This is a genomic window from Mesorhizobium sp. P2_D5 (assembly GCF_056404355.1).
Genome location: NZ_JBFUEE010000001.1, coordinates 1,159,301 through 1,180,092, shown reverse-complemented (window position 1 = coordinate 1,180,092; position 20,792 = coordinate 1,159,301). Strand labels below are relative to the sequence as shown.

The window sequence follows — 20,792 nt, the reverse complement described above, 5'->3', positions numbered from 1 at the left end:
GCGCCCTAAGTCAGGGTGCGCAGCCTCGCCTTGGCGGCACGACCGATGGCGGCGACCGTCAAGGTGTCGAGGTCAAGCTGACGCCGGATGAGCTGCAGCACCCGGACTTCCTCCATGCGCATTTCGAGATCGACGGCGGCCACCTCGAAGGCGGCGGCATAGGCGGTGTCGCGCAAGCGCTCGGGCAGCGCCTCGGCAACCCGCGCAAGAACGCCTTCCAGCCCGCCCTTTTCATTCAGCATCTTCTGGCAGGCCTGGGCGACGCCGACCAGCCGGTCGTGATTGAAATCTTCAAACACCGGCCACGAGCGGACGACGTCGCCGATCCGGGCCAGTTCGACATCGGTCATGTCGCGGTCGGAAGCCGAGGTGATGACCATCAGGTAGATCAGCGCTTCATGCGGCGTCGGCAACGGCATTCTATACTCCTTGAATGGGCTCCGAAGGTAGGAAAGCGGTATCTGCACCGCAAGGAAAAAGCGCTGCACGCGTTGACGCTCCGGCCACGCACGCCTAGAGACCGGTTGAAAACCCCTGCTCCGGGCAACACTGGCGATTTATTTGGAAACTGTGACATGGCGGGATCAAACATCTTCGATCTCAATCCCGAGCTGCTGGCGGCCGCGACCGACAGCAAGGCATGGCCGTTCGAGGAAGCCAAGAAGATCATCGAACGCTACAAAGGCACCGACTTTCCCGAAACAATCCTGTTCGAGACCGGCTACGGACCGTCCGGGCTGCCGCATATCGGCACGTTCGGCGAGGTGGCGCGCACGACGATGGTGCGGCACGCCTTCCGCGTCCTGACTCAGGACAAGGTTGCGACCAAGCTGCTGTGCTTTTCCGACGACATGGACGGCATGCGCAAGATACCCGACAACGTGCCGGATCGCGCAGCGCTGGAGCCGCACCTGCACAAGCCGCTGTCGTCGGTGCCCAATCCGTTCGGCGACGATTATGCGAGCTTTGCTGATCACAACAACGCGATGCTTTGCCGCTTCCTGGACACGTTCGGCTTCGATTACGAGTTCGCCAGCGCGACGCAATATTACAAGTCGGGCCGCTTCGACGCGATGCTGCTGCGTGCCGCCGAACGCTATGACCAGATCATGGCGGTGATGCTGCCGACGCTCGGCTCCGAGCGGCAGGCCACCTACAGTCCGTTCCTGCCGATTTCGCCGAAGAGCGGCCGCGTGCTCTACGTGCCAATGAAGCATGTCGACGCCAAGGCCGGCACCATCACCTTCGACGATGAAGGCACCGAGACCACGCTTTCGATCACTGGCGGGCGGGTGAAGCTGCAGTGGAAGCCGGATTTCGGCATGCGCTGGGCAGCGCTCGGCGTCGATTTCGAAATGTTCGGCAAGGACCACCAGACCAATGCGGTGGTCTATGACCGCATCTGCAACATCCTGGGCGGGCGCGCGCCGGAGCATTTCGTCTATGAACTGTTCCTCGACGAAAACGGCCAGAAGATCTCGAAGTCGAAGGGCAACGGGCTGACCATCGACGAGTGGCTGACCTATGCGCCGACCGAGAGCCTCGGGCTCTATATGTACCAGCGGCCGCGGCAGGCCAAGAAGCTGTATTTCGATGTCATCCCGAGAGCAGTGGACGAGTATTACACCTTCCTTGCGGCTTACCCGCGGCAGGACTGGAAGGAGCGGCTGGGCAACCCGGTCTGGCATATGCATGACGGCAACCCGCCGGCCATCGACATGCCGGTGCCGTTCTCGCTGCTGCTCAACCTGGTCAGCGCTTCCAACGCGCAGAACAAGGATGTGCTATGGGGCTTCATTTCGCGCCATACCGCGGGGGTGACGCCTAAGACGCATCCCGAGCTCGACCAGCTGGTCGGCCATGCGATCCGCTATTTCGACGATTTCGTGAAGCCGACGAAAACCTTCCGCCCCGCCGACGAGGTCGAGCGCGCGGCGCTGGCAGCCCTCGACACGGCGCTTGGCGCGCTGCCGACGGACGCCAACGGCGAAGCGATCCAGAACGCTTCGCTCAACGTCGCACGCAGGATCGAACGCTATCAGGATCACTCCAAGCAGAGCCCGGAAGGTGGCCCCGGCGTGTCGGGCGCCTTCTTCCAGATGATCTACCAGGTGCTGATCGGCCAAGAGCGCGGCCCGCGCTTCGGCTCGTTCGCCGCGCTCTATGGCATTGCCGAGACGCGGGCGCTCATTGAGCGGGCGCTGGCTGGTCAGCTGGCTTGAGCACGCCGTCGACCTCTTCCAGGATCGAGCTCGGCGCCTGAGGCGCAGGGCTCGGTGCGGCCGGCATCGCCGGCATGCCGGAGAGGTTCGGCGCCGATCCGAAAATGCCCTTCTTGGCCGTGCGCGCCTCGTCGCCGGCCTCGACATAGGGCCCACCCTTGGCGGCCCGAGCCCAGCCGTTTTCGACCAGCCATTGACCGACATCCTGCTTGCCGATCCGGCATTCGGCGGCGATCAGGTCGCGACCGCCCTCGGGCGGCACGGTGCAGACCACCGCGCGGCCGCGCAGGAAGGCGCGGAACGCCGTTCGCGCCCGGATACCGCACGGCCAGGCTTTGCCGTCATCGCTGCAGGTCTCGTCCTGCCTGACGATGTCGATGCCCGACACCGCGACCGAATAGCCCTTGGCCTCGATCAGGCCGGCGGCCTGCGCGACCGGCTGGAACAGCTTTGTCCCGTTCCAGTCGTCGGGCATTTTCGGCCTGGGCGGCACCGCCAGCGCCAGCTTGCTCAACGGCTCGCGCGGCTCAACACGCTCAAGCCCCTCGGCGGGCAGTTCCGGTGGTACGATAATTTCAGGATCGATCGCCCTTGAATGTGACTCCGGCTTTGGCGGCTGCGGAGCGGCTATGGCGGATGTCGCCGGCTCTGCGAGCACGGTCTCGGCGCCCTCTTGCGAGATCGTGTCGGCGCCCGGATCGACCTGATCCACCGTGACTGCTCCTGCACTTCCCTTCAGCGTGCGACCGCCAGCGACGACCATTGCCGCCATCGCCGGGACCATCAAAACCGCCAGGACAAGATGAGGGAGCCGCACCAGCCGGACCTACTGGCTTGCCCAGACAATCCGCGCCACCCATTCGACATCGCGCATGGGAATGTCGCGGTCCGGATGATCGGGATTGAGCGAGACCAGTGCAATCGACTTGACGGTCTGGCGCTCGAGCACCTTGGCCATCACTTCGCCGGCGGTGGTCTTGACGACGACGCGGTCGCCCTTGCGGGTGACGGCGCCCGGCTCGACGATGAGGACGTCGCCATCGCGGTAGAGCGGCAGCATGGAATCACCTTGCACCTGCAGCGCATAGGAGCTCTCCGTCGATTGCGCCGGCAGTTCGACCAGGTCCCAGCCCTGCCCGGCCGGAAAGCCGGCATCGTCGAAGAAGCCGCCGGCGCCGGCCTGGGCAAAGCCGAGCAACGGCACCGAGCGCCTGTGGGCTACCCGTGCTCCCTGGGCTGACGCGGCCCTGCCCTCGATCAGGCCGGTGAATTCGTCAAGTGTCGCCCCTGTCGCCTCGATGATCTTGGCCAGCGATTCGGTCGAAGGCCAGCGCGGCCGGCCATCCGACGACAGACGTTTCGACTTGTTGAAGGCCGTCGAATCGAGCCCCGCGCGCCGGGCCAGCCCCGAAGCCGACAGCGAATAGCGCTCGGCGAGAGCATCGATGGCAGCCCAGACACGGTCATGCGAGAGCAAGCTCGCTCTCCTCGAAACAGGAAAAAATGCCTCTTCCTCTCTAACGCGCAACCGCCGCCATGTCCACCGGGCGCAGTAGGCGGATTGCCGACAAAACTGTGTGCCGCCGCGACAACGACGCGCGGTTCCGTGATCGGACATCAATGATCGCCGATGAACCTATCCGGCCATCGCCGCCATCGCTCTCGGCAAGCCCTTCCTGAGTTCCTCAGCGTTCATCACCGGGATCATCTCGACGCTGGCATTGAAGGCGAAGAAGAACCGCTCGGCGACATAGGGCATATCCGAACTGTCCTTTACCTCCACGACGAGATAGGCCGTTCGCCGGCCACCGTCGGCGGTGAAATAGGCGGCCTCCGGGTTGAGGTCGGACAGGGTGTGCTCGATGAACTTGGCCATGCTGCCGTTCTTGATCGCCTTGTTGCCTTCCTCGGCCGGGATGGAAACTCTCAGCATCATACGCATGACGATTACGTCCTTCTGCCAACTTTAGGTTAGCAAAAGCTAATTTATCACCGACGGACCTCATGGGAAAGCTGAAGCGCGCCGGCCACGGCTACGTGCCGTGGCCATCATACGCAGACCAAAGGGCGACAAGCATCCTTTGCGTCTCCGAAGGACGCAGCGCTGCCGCCGCACCCAGACATAGATCGGCCCGCGTCAGGCTGCCTGCTTCACGTCACCGGTGTAAGGATTGAAGCGCTCATAAAAGGTCTCGCCCTTCTCGGCCATATCGAGCAACAGCTTGGGCGCCTTGAATTCGGCGCCGTATTTCTTCTGCAGCTTCTTGGCGATCTTGACGAATGCCTTGGCGCCGATGCCGTCGATATAGGACAGCGCACCGCCGGTGTAGGGCGCGAAGCCAAAGGCCAGAATCGAGCCGACATCGGCCTCGCGCGGGTCGGTGACGATGCCCTCTTCCATCACCCGGGCCGCTTCCAGCGCGATGGTGACCAGCAGCCGCTGCTGCAGCTCTTCATAATCGACCTTCTCGGCCGCAAGCTGCGGATAGAGGTCCTTGAGGCCCGGCCACAGCTTCTTCTTGGCCGGCTTGGCGGGATAGTCGTAAAAACCCTTGCCATTCTTGCGGCCGAAGCGGCCATGGTCGTCGACCATTGTGTTGATCAACGCCATTTGCTTCTGGTCGACGGCGGCGTCGCCGAGATCGCGCATGGTCTGCTTCATGATTTTCTGCGCGAGGTCGATGGCCGTCTCGTCGGTCAGGGCCAGCGGGCCAACCGGCATGCCGGCGGCTTTCGCCGCATTCTCGATCATGGGTGCAGGCACGCCTTCGATCAACATCTTGTAGGCTTCCGACATGTAACGCAGCACGCAGCGGTTGACATAGAAGCCGCGCGTGTCGTTGACGACGATCGGCGTCTTCTTGATGGCGCGGACGAAATCGATGGCTGTCGCGAGCGCCTTGTCGCCGGTCTTCTTGCCCAAAATGATCTCGACCAGCATCATCCTGTCGACCGGCGAGAAGAAATGGATGCCGATGAAGTTCTTCGGCCGCGCCGAGTTCTTGGCCAGCGACGAGATCGGGATGGTCGAGGTGTTGGAGGCGAAGATGCCCGAGGCTTTAAGCACCGCTTCCGCCTGCTCGGTGGCGCTCTTCTTGACGGCGGAATCCTCGAACACCGCTTCGACCACCAGGTCGCAGCCGGCAAGGTCGCCATAGTCGGCCGTCGGCGTGATCAGCGACAGAAGTTTGTCCTTCTCCTCGGGCTTGGCGCGGCCCTTCTTCACCTGATCCGAGACCAGGCTGTCGGAATGCGCCTTGCCCTTGGCGGCCGACTCCATGTCACGGTCGAGCAGCACCACCGGAATGCCGGCCTTGGCGGTGACGTAGGCGATGCCGGCGCCCATGAAGCCGGCGCCGAGAATGCCGATCTTCTTGAACTTGGTTTCCGGTACGCCGGCCGGGCGACGCGCGCCCTTGTTCAGTTCCTGCAGCGACACGAACAACGAGCGGATCATCGCCGCCGCTTCCTGGGTCTGCATGATCTCGGTGAAATAGCGCTGCTCGATGCGCAGGGCCGTGTCGAACGGCACCAGCAGGCCTTCATAGACGCATTTCAAGATCGCGGCGGCAGCTGGATAATTGCCATAGGTCTCTCGGCGCAGGATCGCGATGGCCGGCGGCCACAGATTGAAGCCGGCTGGTGAATAGATCTGGCCTCCGGGCAGCTTAAAACCCTTCTCGTCCCACGGCGCCACCGGCTTCAGGCCGTTCCTGATCATCGCCTTGGCGGTGTCGACCAGCTTGGCCGGTTCGGCTATCTCATGGATCAGGCCCATCGACTTGGCCTTCTGCGGCGACAGTGTCTGGCCGGACGTCAGCATCTGCAGCGCCTGTTGCTGATCGGTCAACCGCGGCACGCGCTGGGTGCCGCCGGCGCCCGGGAAGATGCCGATCTTCACTTCGGGAAGCGCCATCCTGACCTTGTCGCTATCGGCGGCGACACGGCCGTGGCAAGCGAGCGACAATTCGAAGGCGCCGCCCATGCAGGTGCCGTTGATCGCCGACACCCACGGCTTGCCCGACGTTTCAAGTTTGCGGAACAGGCCGGTCATAGTGCCGGCCTGGTCGAAAAGCGCCTTGGTGGCCTTTTCGACATCCTTGTCCTTTTCAGCGGCGAAAGTGGTCAGCATCTTCTGCAGCAAGGTGATGTCAGCGCCGCCGGAGAAGGTGTCCTTGCCGGAGGTGATCACCGCGCCCTTGATGGCGGCATCACCCGCCACCATGTCGACGATGGCGTTCAGTTCCAGCATCGCCTCTTCGGTGAAGACGTTCATCGAGCGGCCCGGCATGTCCCAGGTGACCAGCGCAATGCCGTCGGCGTCGATGTCGAGGGTGAAATTGGTGTAGCTCATGATTTCTCTCCCCTGTCAGACGCGTTCGATAATCGTTGCGGTGCCCATGCCGGCACCGATGCACAGTGTCACCAGCGCGGTGTTGAGGTCGCGGCGCTCGAGTTCGTCCAGCACCGTGCCGAAGATCATCGCGCCGGTGGCGCCGAGCGGATGGCCCATGGCGATGGCGCCGCCATTGACGTTGATCTTGTCGTGCTCGATATCGAAGGCCTGCATGTAGCGCAGCACCACCGAGGCGAAGGCCTCGTTGAGCTCGAACAGGTCGATATCCGACAGCTTCATCTTGGCGCGCTTCAACAGCTTCTCGGTGACGTCGACCGGACCGGTCAGCATCAGCACCGGTTCGGACCCGATGTTAGCGAAGGTGCGGATGCGAGCGCGCGGCTTCAGCCCCATCGCCTTGCCGGCCTTCTTCGAGCCGAGCAGCACGGCGGCGGCGCCATCGACGATGCCGGACGAATTGCCGGCATGGTGGACGTGGTTGACCTCTTCCACCTCGGGGTGCTTCTGCACGGCGACGGCATCGAAACCACCCATTTCGCCGGGCATGACGAAGGACGGGTTGAGCGAGGCCAGCGACTGCATGTCGGTCGACGGACGCATGTGTTCGTCATGGTCGAGGATGGTCAGGCCGTTCTGGTCCTTGATCGGAATGACGGAATTCTTGAAGCGGCCGTCGGCCCAGGATTTGGCCGCGCGCTTCTGGCTCTCGACTGCATAGGCGTCGACGTCGTCGCGCGAGAAGCCGTATTTGGTGGCGATCAGGTCGGCCGAGATGCCTTGCGGCACGAACCAGCCGGGCAGGCCAACCGAAGGATCCATAAACCAGGCGCCGCCAGAGGCGCCCATGCCGACCCGCGACATCGATTCAACGCCGCCGGCGATGACGATGTCATCGGCGCCCTGCGCGATCTTGGCGGCGCCGAAATTGATGGCGTCGAGGCCCGAAGCGCAGAAGCGCGAGATCTGCATGCCAGGCGCCTTGGTGTCGTAGCCAGCCTCGAAGGCGGCGGCGCGCGGAATGACCGAGCCCGCCTCGCCGACCGGATCGACGCAGCCGAAGATGATGTCGTCGACATTGCCGGTGTCGAGCCCATTGCGATCGCGCAATGCTTCGAGCGTCCTGGCGGCAAGCCGCACCGCCGGCACCTCATGCAGCGATCCGTCCTTCTTGCCCTTGCCGCGCGGCGTGCGCACGGCGTCATAGACATAAGCTTCGGCCATTTTTCGGTTCCTTCCTTGTGGTGCCGTCTAAGGCTTGCTTTAACGCAAAGCCGCACGCAGGCGATTTAGTTCGTCCTTGAATTTGGCTGCATCAGCCGGAGCGGCTTCAGCCCAGAGTTCCATGAGTTCAGAATTAGGGCTGCTCACGCATTCGACTGCCTGGATTGCCTTGCCCTTCAATCCACTCAAAGCTTGCCAGTTCGAGACAGTTCGCAATGCTTTTTCTGCGGGTTCCGACAAGAACTCGGACTTCCCGCTAGCTGCGGCGACAATTGCAGCGGCGGCCAGTGCAACCGAGCCATCCGGAGCCTCGATGTAGTCCAGATTGTTGCAAGCCACATCGAGCGCGCCTGCAACAGCGACGGCGCCACTGTTCTCAAATTCGGCGACGAAATCCGCTGCGTCATCGTTTTCGAAAATCTTGAAACCCCATGCGCCCATAATTGCTATCCTAAAGGCTCCGCCCAATCAGCAATTTCATGATCTCGTTGGTGCCGCCGTAGATGCGCTGGACGCGAGCGTCGCGGAACATGCGGGCGATCGGGTATTCATTCATGTAGCCATAGCCGCCATGCAATTGAAGGCATTCGTCGACGACTTTTCCCTGCAGGTCGCTGAGCCAGTATTTGGCCATCGACGCCGTCACCGGGTCGAGGCCGCCGGCGATGTGGCGGGTCACACAATCATTGTAGAAGACGCGGCCGATGGTCGCCTCGGTCTTGATTTCGGCCAACTTGAACTGGGTGTTCTGGAAATCGATGATCGCCTTGCCGAACGCCTTGCGTTCCTTCACGTAATCGATGGTCAGCGCCAGTGCCCGCTCGATCATGGCAATGGCGCTGGTGCCGATCTGTAGCCGCTCCTGCGGCAATTGCTGCATCAGCTGGACAAAGCCCTGCCCTTCCTCGTGGCCGAGCAGGTTGGAAGTCGGCACGCGCATATCGTTGAAGAACAGCTCCGAGGTGTCGTTGGCCTTCAACCCGATCTTGTCGAGGTTGCGGCCGCGCTGGAAGCCTTCGACCTCATCGGTCTCGACGACGATCAGCGAGGTGCCCTTGGCGCCCTTCTCCGGATCGGTCTTGGTGACGACGATGACGAAGTTGGCAAGCTGGCCATTGGTGATGAAGGTCTTGGAACCGTTGATCTTATAATGGTTGCCATCCTTCTCTGCCCGCGTCTTGACGCCTTGCAGATCGGAGCCGGCACCTGGCTCGGTCATGGCGATGGCGCCGATCAGCTCGCCGGTCGCCAGCTTCGGCAGCCATTTCTTCTTCTGCTCTTCAGAGCCGTAGTGGAGGATGTAGGGGGCGACGATCGAGTTGTGCAGGCCGATGCCGAAACCATCGACACCGACATGGCTGATGGCCTCGATGATGGCGCTCTCATGCGCGAAGGTACCGCCCGAGCCGCCGTATTCCTCCGGCATCGAGGCGCAGAGCAGACCGGCAGCGCCGGCCTTCAACCAGCTCTCGCGGTCGACCATCTCGTTCTTCTCGAATTCGTCGTAGCGCGGCGCGATTTCCTCCGACATGAAGCGGTGCGCCATGTCGTAGAGCATGCCGACCTCGTCCGCGGCCCAGGCGGGCTTCGGCAAAGAGAGCACTTCGGCGGGATTTGTCGCCACGATTTCCTCCGCGTATCGACAGGACAGGGCCGGCGGTGCCGGCGTTCGAGCTTAGAACGCTTCCGCCGGCAGAGCCATCAGCGTGTCGGCACCGCTCGAAATGCGGGCGAGGTGAGCGCCGGTTTCCGGCATGATCCGCTCCATGAAGAAGCGCGCAGTCACAACCTTGTTGTCGTAGAAGGACTGCGAACCGTTGGCCCCCGTCTTGCCGAGCGCCGCTTTGGCCATCTGCGCCCACATATAGCCCAGCGCCACAAGGCCGAAGAGATGCATAAAATCGGTCGAGGCGGCGCCCGCATTGTCGGGCTTGGCCATGCCGTTCTGCAGCAGCCACATGGTGGCGGCCTGAAGGTCGTTGAGGCCCTTCTTCAGCGCCTTCGTGAACGGCGCCATCTTCTCGTCGGAACGGTTTTCCTCGCAGAATTCGCCGACGTCCTTGAAGAAGGCCTGCACGGCGCGGCCGCCATTCAAACCCAGCTTGCGGCCGACAAGGTCGAGCGCCTGGATGCCGTTGGCGCCTTCATAGATCATGGCGATGCGGGCATCGCGCACGAACTGGCTCATGCCGTGCTCTTCGATGTACCCGTGACCGCCGAACACCTGCTGCGCCATCACGACGTGGTCGAACCCCTTGTCGGTGAGCACGCCCTTGACCACCGGCGTCAACAGGCCGGTGTAGTCGTCGGCGGCCTGGCGGTCCTTGTCGTCGCCAGAGCGGTGGGCGACGTCGGACTTGATCGCCGTCCACAGCGCCAGCGCGCGGCCGGCCTCGTTGAAGGCCTTCATGGTCATCAGGCTGCGGCGGATGTCGGGATGGACGATGATCGGGTCGGCCTTCTTGTCCGGTGCCTTCGGCCCCGACAGCGAGCGGCCCTGCAAGCGATCCTTGGCGTAGGCGGCGGCGTTCTGGTAGGCGATCTCCGACAGCGACAGCCCTTGCAGGCCAACGCCAAGGCGCGCCTCGTTCATCATCGTGAACATCGCCTTCAAACCACCATTGGCCTCGCCGAGCAACGTGCCTTCGGCCTCGTCATAGTTCATGACGCAGGTCGAGTTGCCGTGGATGCCCATCTTCTCCTCGATCGAACCGCAGGAGACGGTGTTCCTGTTGCCGGGATTGCCCGATGCGTCGAGCTTGAGCTTTGGCACGATGAACAGCGAGATGCCTTTGACGCCTTCAGGCGCGCCCTCGATGCGGGCCAGCACCAGATGGACGATGTTGTCCGACATGTCGTGCTCGCCGGCCGAGATGAATATCTTCTGGCCTGAAATCTTGTAGGTGCCATCGCCATTCGGCACCGCCTTGGTTCGCAGCAGGCCAAGATCGGTACCGCAATGCGGCTCGGTCAGGTTCATGGTGCCGGTCCAGGCACCCTCAACCATCTTCGGCAGCCATTTGGATTTCTGCTCGTCAGTGCCGTGTGTGATGATCGCCGCGATCGCGCCCTGCGTCAGGCCCGGATACATCATCAGCGACATGTTGGCCGACACCATATATTCGGCAACGGCGGTGTGCACCGCGTAGGGCAGGCCCTGGCCGCCGAACTCTACGGGTGCGGCCAGACCCATCCAGCCACCCTCGCGATACTGGTCGAAGGCCTCCTTGAAACCTTTCGGCGTCGTCACCGAGCCGTCGTCATGGCGGACACAGCCTTCCATGTCGCCGACACGGTTGAGCGGATGCATGACGTTTTCGGCGAGCTTGGCACCTTCGGCGAGGATAGCCTCCAGTACATCGGGCGTGGCGTCGGCAAATCCGGGAAGGTTCGAATAGCGCTGATAGCCCAGCACCTCGTTGAGCACGAACAGCGTATCCTGGACCGGAGCCCTGTATGTCGGCATGCTTTCCTCCACCCTGCAGACCTGTCCGAATGCCCCCGAAGTCTACCAAGGGTGGCATGCGGACCCATGTTGCGAGCGGGATAGCAAAAATTGACGTTTGCGTAAACGTCAATTTTTTCGATGCGACAAGATTTCCCGTTCACCGCGCGGTGAACGTAGCGGCGAGGCGTTGCACAAGCTAGCGGCGAGAGGCTGCATTGGGCCGCGGCCAAGACGACGAAAAGCCGCGCGGCAGGGCCACGCGGCTTTGATAGTCAGACAGTCAGCGGATGAATTAGCCTGCGACGCTCGCCTGCGGCGCCGAACGCTCGGTCAGCATTTGGCGCACCGCCGACATCGAGCCGCTCAGCTCGTTGATGGCGTCATCGATCAGCGCCCGCTGCTTCTGCAGCCGGGCAAGCTGCTTTTCCGACTTGTCCAGCGCCAGCCGCAGCTGCTTGGTGTTGGAGCCGGTCGGATCGTAGAGGTCCATCATCTGCTTGACGTCGCGCAGCGAGAACCCAACCTTGCGGCCAAGCAGGATCAGCTTCAGCCGGGCCTTGTCGCGGCGCGTGTAGAGACGGGTCGAACCGTCGCGCTGCGGGTTGAGCAGGCCCTTGTCTTCATAGAAACGCAGCGTGCGCAGCGTCACTCCATATTTCTTGGCCATCTCACCGATGCGGACAAGGTCCTCGCCGGCTTCGACAGACATATTGTTGGTATTGGCCGCGGTCTCGCCGGCCGAGATAAGCTTCATGGTCACTGGCTTTCCCCATCTGGTGGCGTCGCGGTCCTGGACCGTGCGTCGCCTGACTGGAAGCGGGGGCTTGCTTCCGGTCGTGGTTTCAACAAACAAATCGCAAACAGCACGCTCAGGGCGCCTTTTACGTTTACGTCAATTCTATACCGATAGCCGCCTCATGACGCAAGGGCGTTCTGCGCGGCGAGCGTTATGCCGCACCGTGCTGCCGGCATCCGACATCCTTGCAACTTCTTAAGTTTGGTTAACGCGTTGTTTACCACGTTGGGCGAAATGTGGGCGCGTCGGCTACCCGTGGTTATCCTGTATCGAATTTTTCACGGTTTTTCGGAGCGCGGGTGAGAGCCCGGGAAGCTCGTCTTCCACTGCGGCATAGCCGCTGTCGCCTCGTTCCGACAGGGACTTGGGGGAACTGGCCGCGAGCCAGCCAATCTGAAAGACGGACGCACCGATGAACAGCAAGCGGTCCTACCTCGATACACTCAACGCCGGCAGGCAGCGCAGGCCGCAGACCACGCTCGAGCAGTTGAACCGTTCCCTCGAAACGCTGGAGCAGCGGCTGGAGCGTACGCGCGAGGACCCGATGGCACCGCCCGAGCCCCGCCAATACGGGGCCGATGCGCGCTATCCAGCAGCCCAACCCTCTGGCCAACCCTCCAGCCAGCAGCGGTGGTACGAGGATCCGCAGCCGGCGCCGCGCCCGACGAGCCCGCCGCCGCCCGCCGCCGCTTTCGGGCAGAATTACCAGGCCATCGCCCGCGACATCGATCGCGTGCGTGGCCAGGAGGACGGCGTTGCCATGGTCGGCAAGATCGCCGGCGAGTTGCGCGGCATGCGCGAGGAACTGCGCCACCAGATGACGGCTGGGCTGCAGCGGGAATTCGAAGCGCTGCGCAAGGACATCGAGCGGGCTTTCCAGTCGGGCGCCAGGCCGGGCACCTCGGCCAAGGGCAGCGCCGAACTCGGCCTTGAATTCGAACGGCTCTCCGGCGCCATCCAGATACTTGCCGAGAAGAGCGACGACAGAAGCGTCAACATGCTGCGGCTCGAGCTCGAACAGGTCAAGGCCGCGCTCGACACGCTGGCGCGCGAGGAGAGCGTGCAGAAGGTAGACCGCCGCTGGGACGATTTCGATCGCCGGTGGACGGCCTTCGAGGACCGCGTCGACGCCGATCAGCGCAAGCGCTCCGACGACCCCGGCCTATCAATGCTGACCGACCGGCTGGAGCAGATCAGCAACGCCGTCAACAATCTGCCGGAATCGCTGTCGCTGCGCTCGCTCGAGGAAAAGGTCCGCACGCTTGCCGGCGCCGTCGATCATTTCGCCAGCCAGCAGGACAATCGTGGCAGCGACACGCTTGGCATGATCGACGAGCGGCTGGACGAGATCTCCCGCGCCATCGTCGCCTCGACGGTCGCCGCGCAAGCCAATTCTTTCGACCACGAGGCTTTCGAGCGCATCGAGAAGCGGATCGACTCGCTTGCCCAACAGATCGAGGAAGTTGCGCAGGACCGCCCGGGCAACGCTGTCATGGACCGGCTGAGCACCCTGTCGAGCCGTGTCGACGAGCTCGCCGGCCGCGCCAACCTGCCCGAGCAGGCGATGGAGCGCCTGGCCAAGCAGATCGCGCTCATTGCCGACAAGATCGACCAGGCGCCTGCCATGCCCGACGCCGACTATATCTTCCATGGCCTGGAGCAACGCTTCGACGTGCTGTCGAGCATGATGGAACGTCGCCAGGGCGACGCCATCGAACAGGGCAACATGCTGTTCCGCGATCTCGAGCGGCGGCTGGACGAGGTGGCCGACAGGCTGGACCAGCGCATGCCGCATGTCGACAGCGCCGGCATCATGGAAGCCATCGACGCCCGCTTCACCGCGCTGGCCAAGCGCTTGGAAACGCGTGTTCCCGATCCCGCAGGCGAAGCCGCGATCCGCGGCCTGGAAAGCCGGCTCGAAGACATTTCAAGCCGGCTGGACGCATCGGCCGCGCAGGTGGCCGGCATCGATCCGGCGCTGATCCGCAGCCTGGAGGCGCAGGTCGCCGGCCTGTCCGCCCACCTTTCAAGGCCCAGCACGCCCCTGCCGGAATTCGAGGACATCAGCCCGCGTCTCGACGAGATCGAAAAGTCGCTGTCCGGAACGCGCGATTCCATCCTCGGCGCGGCGCGCGAAGCGGCCGAGAACGCGGTGCGTTCGCTGGCCGGTTCGAGCGCCAACACGACAGCCGTTTCCGGCCTCGCCCAGGACCTGAAGACCCTCGAAACGCTGACGCGGCGCTCGGACGAGCGCAATTCGAGAACATTCGAAGCCATCCACGACACGCTGCTGAAGATCGTCGACCGGTTGGGTTCGCTGGAACCCGGCGAACCGGTCGAGGCGGTGAGCGAACTCCTGGATGCGGCTGCGGTCGGACCCAACAGCCGGCGCGGTGCGCGGCGGTCCAAGATGGCCGTCGAGGCACCGTCAATGGATATCGATCAGCCTGTACCGCTTACCGGGGACATGGCCGATCTCGATGGCCGCGCCGCCGCTATCCTGCGCAATGATCCGGGCATGCGTGGCGACCTGGATACGCGTGGCGACCTGGATATGCGTGGCGACCTGGATATGCGTGGCGACGTGGGCACGCGCTCACCAGCCGAAGCCGCCGCTGCCGCGGCCCTGGCTGCCCTCAGTTCCGACACCATCGCCGAGAAAAGCGAACAGGCAGGCGGCCGCAAATCGTTGTTCGGCGGGTTGGCACGTGCATTCAGGGGCAAGAAGGAGGCCGACATACCGCCGCTGGCCGGCTCGGCGCCGATTGCCCCAACACCGAGCGTCGACCTCGACGAACCGCTCGACCCAAAATTGGCCAATCGGCCGCTGGAGCCCGGCTCCGGCGCGCCCGACCTCAATGCCATCATGAAGCGGGTGCGCGACGAGCGCGGCCAGCCGGCCAAGCCCAGCGACACCGATGCCGCCAAATCGGATTTCATCGCCGCAGCGCGGCGCGCGGCGCAGGCCGCCGCCGCCGAGGCCGATGCGCTGAAGCGCCAGTCGACGATGACCGGACCCGTGAAGGCATTGCGGATCGGCGACCTGCTCAAGGCGCGGCGCAAGCCGATCCTGATGGCGGCCGCCGCGATCATGCTGGCGCTCGCCGGCCTGCAACTGGGCAAGGCCTTCTTCGCCGATCCGGCGCAGGTGGCAAGCAACGACGCCGCGCCGATCGTCGCCTCGCAACCGGTGCAAACCGCCTCGGTCGATGCGGCTAGCCAGCCGAAGGCGGACGTTCAGCCGCAGTCCGTGGAAAGCGCGCCGGCCCGTTCCGTCAGACAGGCCGAGCCGTCCGAACCGGCAGCCAAGGATGACATGGCCGCGCAAAGCACGATGGCCACGCCGCCAAGCATCGAGCCTTCGATGGATGCGGCACCGACAGCCCAGCCGGTTCCTGCGCCTGTTGCTTCGGCGACGCCCGCAGATGCGAGCGCAGCGGCGCCCGACATGACAGCTTCGGCTGCTGCGCTCCCGGCTGGTCCGGCCCCGGTCGCCGCGGAAGCGACCGATGCCGATACCGGGCCTGTGATGGCCGAGCCGAACACCGCCAAGGACACCACGGGCGCGGTTCCACCGGCGGACGCTTCGCCGGCGGCGGCCACCGCCAAGTTCGACATTCCCACCGACGTCGGCCCGCTCGGCTTGCGCGATGCCGCTGCCGGCGGCGACGCCAAGGCATTGTTCGAGGTCGGTTCGCGCTACGCCGAGTCGCGTGGCGTCAAGGAAGACATGGCGGCAGCCGCCAAATGGTATGAGAAGTCGGCCGAACTCGGCTTCGCGCCGGCCGAATACCGTATCGGCAATTTCTTCGAGAAGGGCATTGGCGTCGCGCGCGATATCAAGAAGGCGAAGACCTGGTACCAGCTCGCCGCCGAGCAGGGCAACGCCAGCGCCATGCACAACCTGGCCGTGCTGTTCGCCATGGCCGCGGATGGCGTCACCGACAATGAGTCGGCCGCGCACTGGTTCCAGGCGGCGGCAGACGTCGGCGTCAAGGACAGCCAGTTCAACCTCGGCATCCTCGCCGCCAAGGGCGTCGGGATGAAGCAGAACCTCGAGGAATCCTACAAATGGTTCGCGCTCGTCGCCAAGACCGGCGACAAGGATGCGGCGGCCAAGCGTGACGAGATCGCGAATGCGATGCGGCCCGAGCAACTCGAACGCGCCCGTGCCGCGGCCGAACTGTGGAAGGCCAAGCCGCTGGATGCGGCAGCCAATTCGGTCGACATTCCCGAATCGTGGCAGGACGGCGCGCCGCAGACGACCGCCAGCGTCGACATGAAGAAGGCCATCGAGAACATCCAGCGCATTCTCAACAAGAATGGCTACGATGCAGGCGACGCCGACGGCAGGATGGGCCAGAAGACGAAGACCGCGATCATGGCTTTCCAGACCGACAACAAGCTGCCGGCGACCGGCACGGTCGACGAAAAACTGGTCAAGGCGCTGCTGGCGCGCAAATAACGGCAGATGCGTCGCTTCCACGACGCCCTTGCCACACATTTGCCTGTTAACTGATTGAGATGTTTTTTGTTTCGGCAATGCTGCGTGGTTTGACTTCGTAGCACCTCCGGCGCAAGAACAAACTGGCTTGTCGGGTCAAGATGCCCGCAACGGTTGCATTCACCGACAGGCAAAACTGATCGAGACTGACGGGTGGGCATCTATCTCCCGATCGCGGAAATTTCCGTCAACGTCTTCGTACTGCTGGCCATGGGTGCGGCAGTGGGCTTCCTGTCGGGCATGTTTGGCGTCGGCGGTGGCTTCCTCATCACGCCGCTGCTGATCTTCTACAACATCCCCCCGGCGATCGCCGTCGCCACCGGCGCCAACCAGGTCATCGCCTCCTCCTTCTCCGGCGTCCTTTCGCACATGAAGCGAGGTACGCTCGACTTCAAGCTCGGCGGCGTGCTGCTGGCCGGCGGCATCGTTGGCTCCACCGGTGGCATCTTCGTCTTCGCCTTCCTGCGCAGGCTCGGCCAGCTCGACCTGTTCATCTCGCTGCTTTATGTCGTGCTGCTCGGCACGGTCGGCGGGCTGATGCTGGTCGAAAGCGTCAATGCGCTCCGCGCCACGCGCAGCGGCGCGGCACCGGTGCTGAAGAAATCCGGCCAGCACAATTGGATCCACCGCTTGCCGCTGAAGATGCGGTTCAGGGCCTCGAAACTGTTCGTCAGCGTCATCCCCGTGCTGGGTCTTGGCGCCGGCATCGGCTTCCTGTCGTCGATCATGGGCGTCGGCGGCGGCTTCATCATGGTGCCGGCGCTGATCTATCTGCTGAAAGTGCCGACCAATGTCGTCATCGGCACTTCGCTGTTCCAGATCATCTTCACCTCCGCCTACACGACTCTGGTCCATGCCACCACCAACCAGACGGTCGACGTCGTGCTGGCCTTCCTGTTGATGGCGGGCGGCGTTGCCGGCGCCCAATACGGCGCCAAGGCCGGCCAGAGGCTGCGCGGCGAGCAGCTCAGGGCCTTGCTGGCACTGCTGGTGCTGGCGGTGGCGATCCGCCTCGCCATCGACCTCTTCGTCACACCGCCCAATCTCTATTCGCTGACCGCCACGGGCCTCAACTGATGAGGGGGCCCAAAGCGTTCGCAACCGCTATTGTCCTGTCGTTGCTTGCGGTCGCCGTGCCGGTCAAGGCACAGACACCACCGGTAGAAGGCATCCAGATCGGCCTCTCCACCGACAATGTTTCGATCACCGCCGGCTTTTCCGGCGCCGACCTGACCATTTTCGGCTCGCTGGAAAATCCCGACCCGCTGGTTGCCCGTCAAGGCAGATACGATGTCATCGTCGTGCTCGAGGGTCCGCCGCGCCCGGTCGTGGTGCGCCGCAAGGACCGGGTGCTCGGCGTCTGGGTCAACCTGGAGTCCGAAACCTTCGAGAATGTGCCGATGTCGTATTCGGTGGCGACGACGCGACCGCTGCAGGACATCACCGAACCGAACAGCTACAAGCAGCTGTCGCTCGGTGCCTCCAACCTCTACATGCAGCCGGCCGACGCTGGCGACAACCCGGCGACCATCGAGGAATTCACTGCGGCGCTGCGCAGCCGCAAAACAGCGACCGGCCTCTACAGCGAGAATGTCGGCGGCGTGCAATTCCTGTCGCAGAACCTGTTCCGCGCCACCGTCAGGCTGGCACCGAATGTTCCGGTCGGCACCCACAAGGCACGCGCCTTCCTGTTCAAGAGCGGCGTGTTCATCAAGGAAAGCTCGGCCCAGCTCGAAATCCGCAAATCCGGCTTCGAGCAGTCGATCTTCCGTGTCGCGCACAATTATTCCTTCCTCTATGGCGTCTTCGCGATATCGCTGGCCATGCTGACGGGCTGGCTCGGTAGGGTGATCTTCCGAAAGGATTAGGCGCCGGATTTCCAAAAAGGGTTTCCCTTTCCGGCGTCTTGCGTTAGAGAGCACGCCCCCGGCCCGACCGGACACGAGTTGCCGCTCCCCAAAGACAAAATCAGGAAACTTGCCATGCGACCAGCATTCGGCGGTATCGACTTTGGCACTTCAAACTCCACCGTTGGCGTGGTCCGCAACGGGCAGCCGCGCCTCGTCGCACTTGAAGATGGGCAGGTCACGCTGCCCAGTGCCGTGTTCTTCAACTTCGAGGACAACCGCACCTGTTTCGGACGCCACGCCATTGCCAACTACACCGACAGCATCGAAGGCCGGCTGATGCGCTCGCTGAAGAGCGTGCTCGGCAGTTCGCTTGCCCACGAGAAGACCCGCATCAAGTCCCGCTCGATCGGCTTCATGGAGATCGTCGGCCTGTTCCTCGGCCACCTCCGCAAAAAACTGGAGGAAGATGCCGGCGGCGCGGTCGAAACAGTGGTGCTCGGCCGCCCGGTGCAATTCGTCGACGACGATCCCGAGGCCGATACAAACGCCCAGGGCGAACTTGAGAAGGCCGCGCGCGCCCAGGGCTTCAAACACATCGCTTTCCAGTTCGAGCCGATCGCGGCGGCGCTCGACTATGAGCAGAAGGTGACGCGCGAGGAACTGGCGCTGATCGTCGACATGGGCGGCGGCACCTCGGACTTCTCGATCGTGCGGGTCTCACCGCAGCGCTCGCGCTCGCTCGACCGCAAGGACGACATCCTGGCCAGCCGCGGCATCCATATCGGCGGCACGGATTTCGACCGGCTGTTGAGCATCGCCCATGTGATGCCGCAGCTCGGCTATCTGACCCCGACCAAGGACGGCAAGCGCAATCTGCCGGCCAGCTACTTCATCGATCTCGCGACATGGCAGCGCATCAACCTGGTCTACACCGCCAAGGCAATGACGCATCTGCGCCAGATCCGCTACGAGGCCGAGCGCGCCGACCTGGTCGACCGCTTCATCCACATTGTCGAGCATCGCTATGGACATGCGCTGGCGGCCCTTGTCGAAAAGGCCAAGATCGAGCTGACCGACAGATCATCGGCTCAGGTGGCGGTGAAGCTGCCGGGGGCGGCGTTCGCCGCCGAAATCACGCGCACCGGGCTGGACGCCACGATTGCAAGGGACATCGAGCGGGTCACCGCAACGGTCGGGCAGACCATCCGCGACGCCCAGGTCAAGCCATCCGACATCACCGCGGTGTTCCTGACCGGCGGGTCGACCGCAATCCCGCTGGCAAGACGAGAGATTCTCTCCTTGGTGCCGCAGGCATCCGTCATCGACGGCGACATGTTCGGCTCGGTCGGGCTTGGCCTGGCGCTCGACGCCCAGCGAAAGTTTGGCTGACACAGCCCACTCACGGGCGGGCGGGCACCGCTTCATCAGCACTGGCGCTGAGATGCACCTTGAGCGCCATCTGGGCAAGGCTCGCCTGCCGGTCGCGGTGGGTGATGATGGCGAAGTCGCGCTTCGGCAGGTCAATAGGCACCGCGCGCAAACTGCCTTCGGCAATCGCGCCGCCGACGACGAGTTCGGAAATGATGGTGGCGCCGGCACCCGCCTCGACCGCCTGGCGGATGGCCTCGTTGCTCGGCAGCACCAGGAATATCTGCAGGTCGGCGAGCGAAATTGCTTCGCGGCGGGCCAGATCCTCCAGCACTTCGCGCGTGCCCGAACCACCCTCGCGGATGATCCAGCGCAGGCCCTTGATGTCGGGCCGGCCTTGCGAGACTTCGGCGATCTCGGGGTGGGCGCTGGCGACGACCAGCATCAACCTGTCGACGTCGACCTTGGCGCGGCGCAGGATGTCGGATTCCGTCCGCCCCTCGACCAGACCGAGATCCGCGGCACCATCGAGGACATTGGCCTCGACCTGCCTGGTGTTGCCGATGGTGACGCTCAACCTGACGGCGGGATAGGCCTCGTGGAAGGAAGCCAGCCGGCGCGGCAGCCAATAGCTGGCGATGGTCTGGCTGGCGGCGATCGAGAGGCTGCCGGTGACCGTCTGCGAGACATGCTCCAGCACATTGCGTGCAGTGGCCGCCCGCTCCAGCACGGCCTTGGCTTCCGGCAGGAAGCGGTGCCCGGTCTGGGCGAGCTCGATGTTGCGGCCGACCCGGTTGAACAGATGGACGCCGTGCTGCTCTTCAAGCGCGCGAATAGCGGCAGACGCGGCCGATTGGGAAATGCCAAGCAGCTCGGCCGCCTTGGTCATGTGGCCACGCTCGGCAACGGCGACGAAAATCCGCAATTGGTCCAGGGTCATGCGTGCATTAAGAACCAATATCGATCGAATTTACAAGAACAACTGATTAGACAGATCGATAGCTTTATTCTACGTTTTCGAGTGAA

Annotated in this window: 16 protein-coding genes; 5 read left to right on the top strand and 11 right to left on the bottom strand. The window is 63.6% G+C overall.

Annotated features, from left to right (window positions below; genetic code table 11):
- Positions 1-5: 5 nt before the first annotated feature.
- The gene (locus tag AC1DYW_RS05605; protein WP_477225364.1) at positions 6-419 is read right to left on the bottom strand and encodes a tellurite resistance TerB family protein; all 414 of its coding nucleotides are present in this window, start codon (positions 417-419) and stop codon (positions 6-8) included.
- Positions 420-575: 156 nt separating this feature from the next.
- On the opposite strand from AC1DYW_RS05605, the gene AC1DYW_RS05600 reads away from it, so the two are divergent.
- Positions 576-2,222, top strand: coding sequence for a lysine--tRNA ligase (locus AC1DYW_RS05600; RefSeq protein WP_477225363.1), 1,647 nt, complete (start codon positions 576-578; stop codon positions 2,220-2,222).
- Here the strand turns inward: AC1DYW_RS05600 and AC1DYW_RS05595 are convergent.
- The 9 genes from AC1DYW_RS05595 to AC1DYW_RS05555 all read right to left on the bottom strand — a co-directional run bounded on the left by AC1DYW_RS05595 (position 2,188) and on the right by AC1DYW_RS05555 (position 12,002).
- Positions 2,188-3,039, bottom strand: coding sequence for a thermonuclease family protein (locus AC1DYW_RS05595; protein ID WP_477225362.1), 852 nt, complete (start codon positions 3,037-3,039; stop codon positions 2,188-2,190). The two genes, AC1DYW_RS05600 and AC1DYW_RS05595, sit on opposite strands and share 35 nt — an antisense overlap.
- Before the next feature lie 9 nt (positions 3,040-3,048).
- Positions 3,049-3,699: a S24 family peptidase gene (locus AC1DYW_RS05590; RefSeq protein ID WP_477225361.1), complete on the bottom strand. Its 651-nt coding sequence runs from the start codon at positions 3,697-3,699 to the stop codon at positions 3,049-3,051.
- Between the two features lie 159 nt (positions 3,700-3,858).
- Positions 3,859-4,164, bottom strand: coding sequence for a DUF3303 family protein (locus AC1DYW_RS05585; protein WP_095082325.1), 306 nt, complete (start codon positions 4,162-4,164; stop codon positions 3,859-3,861).
- A 195-nt stretch (positions 4,165-4,359) separates the two neighbouring features.
- Entirely contained in the window at positions 4,360-6,576 is a 2,217-nt protein-coding gene (locus AC1DYW_RS05580; RefSeq protein ID WP_477225360.1) for a 3-hydroxyacyl-CoA dehydrogenase NAD-binding domain-containing protein, read from the bottom strand.
- A 15-nt stretch (positions 6,577-6,591) separates the two neighbouring features.
- Entirely contained in the window at positions 6,592-7,800 is a 1,209-nt protein-coding gene (locus AC1DYW_RS05575; RefSeq protein ID WP_477225359.1) for an acetyl-CoA C-acetyltransferase, read from the bottom strand.
- Between the two features lie 39 nt (positions 7,801-7,839).
- Positions 7,840-8,241, bottom strand: coding sequence for a DUF4259 domain-containing protein (locus AC1DYW_RS05570; RefSeq protein WP_477225358.1), 402 nt, complete (start codon positions 8,239-8,241; stop codon positions 7,840-7,842).
- A 10-nt stretch (positions 8,242-8,251) separates the two neighbouring features.
- The gene (locus AC1DYW_RS05565) at positions 8,252-9,424 is read right to left on the bottom strand and encodes an acyl-CoA dehydrogenase family protein (RefSeq protein ID WP_477225357.1); all 1,173 of its coding nucleotides are present in this window, start codon (positions 9,422-9,424) and stop codon (positions 8,252-8,254) included.
- A gap of 51 nt (positions 9,425-9,475) precedes the next feature.
- Positions 9,476-11,266, bottom strand: coding sequence for an acyl-CoA dehydrogenase (locus AC1DYW_RS05560; protein WP_477225356.1), 1,791 nt, complete (start codon positions 11,264-11,266; stop codon positions 9,476-9,478).
- Positions 11,267-11,540: 274 nt separating this feature from the next.
- A complete protein-coding gene (locus tag AC1DYW_RS05555) occupies positions 11,541-12,002 on the bottom strand; it encodes a MerR family transcriptional regulator (RefSeq protein ID WP_477225582.1) in 462 nt (153 codons plus the stop codon).
- A gap of 454 nt (positions 12,003-12,456) precedes the next feature.
- On the opposite strand from AC1DYW_RS05555, the gene AC1DYW_RS05550 reads away from it, so the two are divergent.
- The 4 genes from AC1DYW_RS05550 (at position 12,457) to AC1DYW_RS05535 (ending at position 19,787) form a co-directional block, all read left to right on the top strand.
- Complete coding sequence (locus AC1DYW_RS05550; protein WP_477225355.1) at positions 12,457-16,509, top strand: peptidoglycan-binding protein; 4,053 nt, start codon at positions 12,457-12,459, stop codon at positions 16,507-16,509.
- A 192-nt stretch (positions 16,510-16,701) separates the two neighbouring features.
- Positions 16,702-17,625 carry a sulfite exporter TauE/SafE family protein gene (locus tag AC1DYW_RS05545; RefSeq protein WP_095082339.1) on the top strand — a complete coding sequence of 308 codons (924 nt, stop codon included), beginning with the start codon at positions 16,702-16,704 and terminating at the stop codon, positions 17,623-17,625.
- Complete coding sequence (locus AC1DYW_RS05540) at positions 17,625-18,416, top strand: TIGR02186 family protein (RefSeq protein ID WP_477225354.1); 792 nt, start codon at positions 17,625-17,627, stop codon at positions 18,414-18,416. Before AC1DYW_RS05545 ends, AC1DYW_RS05540 begins: the two co-directional genes overlap by 1 nt.
- Positions 18,417-18,530: 114 nt before the next feature.
- Complete coding sequence (locus AC1DYW_RS05535; RefSeq protein ID WP_477225353.1) at positions 18,531-19,787, top strand: Hsp70 family protein; 1,257 nt, start codon at positions 18,531-18,533, stop codon at positions 19,785-19,787.
- Between the two features lie 10 nt (positions 19,788-19,797).
- On the opposite strand, the gene AC1DYW_RS05530 is transcribed toward AC1DYW_RS05535, so the two are convergent.
- On the bottom strand, positions 19,798-20,706 hold the full coding sequence (locus AC1DYW_RS05530; RefSeq protein ID WP_477225352.1) for a LysR substrate-binding domain-containing protein: 909 nt from the start codon (positions 20,704-20,706) through the stop codon (positions 19,798-19,800).
- Between the last annotated feature and the right edge of the window lie 86 nt (positions 20,707-20,792).

Excerpts from the sequence above, each read along its gene's own strand:
- AC1DYW_RS05605 (WP_477225364.1), bottom strand. The coding sequence starts at position 419 with ATGCCGTTGCCGACGCCGCATGAAGCGCTGATCTACCTGATGGTCATC.
- AC1DYW_RS05600 (WP_477225363.1), top strand. The coding sequence starts at position 576 with ATGGCGGGATCAAACATCTTCGATCTCAATCCCGAGCTGCTGGCGGCC.
- AC1DYW_RS05585 (WP_095082325.1), bottom strand. The coding sequence starts at position 4,164 with ATGCGTATGATGCTGAGAGTTTCCATCCCGGCCGAGGAAGGCAACAAG.
- AC1DYW_RS05580 (WP_477225360.1), bottom strand. The coding sequence starts at position 6,576 with ATGAGCTACACCAATTTCACCCTCGACATCGACGCCGACGGCATTGCG.
- AC1DYW_RS05575 (WP_477225359.1), bottom strand. The coding sequence starts at position 7,800 with ATGGCCGAAGCTTATGTCTATGACGCCGTGCGCACGCCGCGCGGCAAG.
- AC1DYW_RS05570 (WP_477225358.1), bottom strand. The coding sequence starts at position 8,241 with ATGGGCGCATGGGGTTTCAAGATTTTCGAAAACGATGACGCAGCGGAT.
- AC1DYW_RS05560 (WP_477225356.1), bottom strand. The coding sequence starts at position 11,266 with ATGCCGACATACAGGGCTCCGGTCCAGGATACGCTGTTCGTGCTCAAC.
- AC1DYW_RS05555 (WP_477225582.1), bottom strand. The coding sequence starts at position 12,002 with ATGAAGCTTATCTCGGCCGGCGAGACCGCGGCCAATACCAACAATATG.
- AC1DYW_RS05550 (WP_477225355.1), top strand. The coding sequence starts at position 12,457 with ATGAACAGCAAGCGGTCCTACCTCGATACACTCAACGCCGGCAGGCAG.
- AC1DYW_RS05540 (WP_477225354.1), top strand. The coding sequence starts at position 17,625 with ATGAGGGGGCCCAAAGCGTTCGCAACCGCTATTGTCCTGTCGTTGCTT.
- AC1DYW_RS05535 (WP_477225353.1), top strand. The coding sequence starts at position 18,531 with ATGCGACCAGCATTCGGCGGTATCGACTTTGGCACTTCAAACTCCACC.
- AC1DYW_RS05530 (WP_477225352.1), bottom strand. The coding sequence starts at position 20,706 with ATGACCCTGGACCAATTGCGGATTTTCGTCGCCGTTGCCGAGCGTGGC.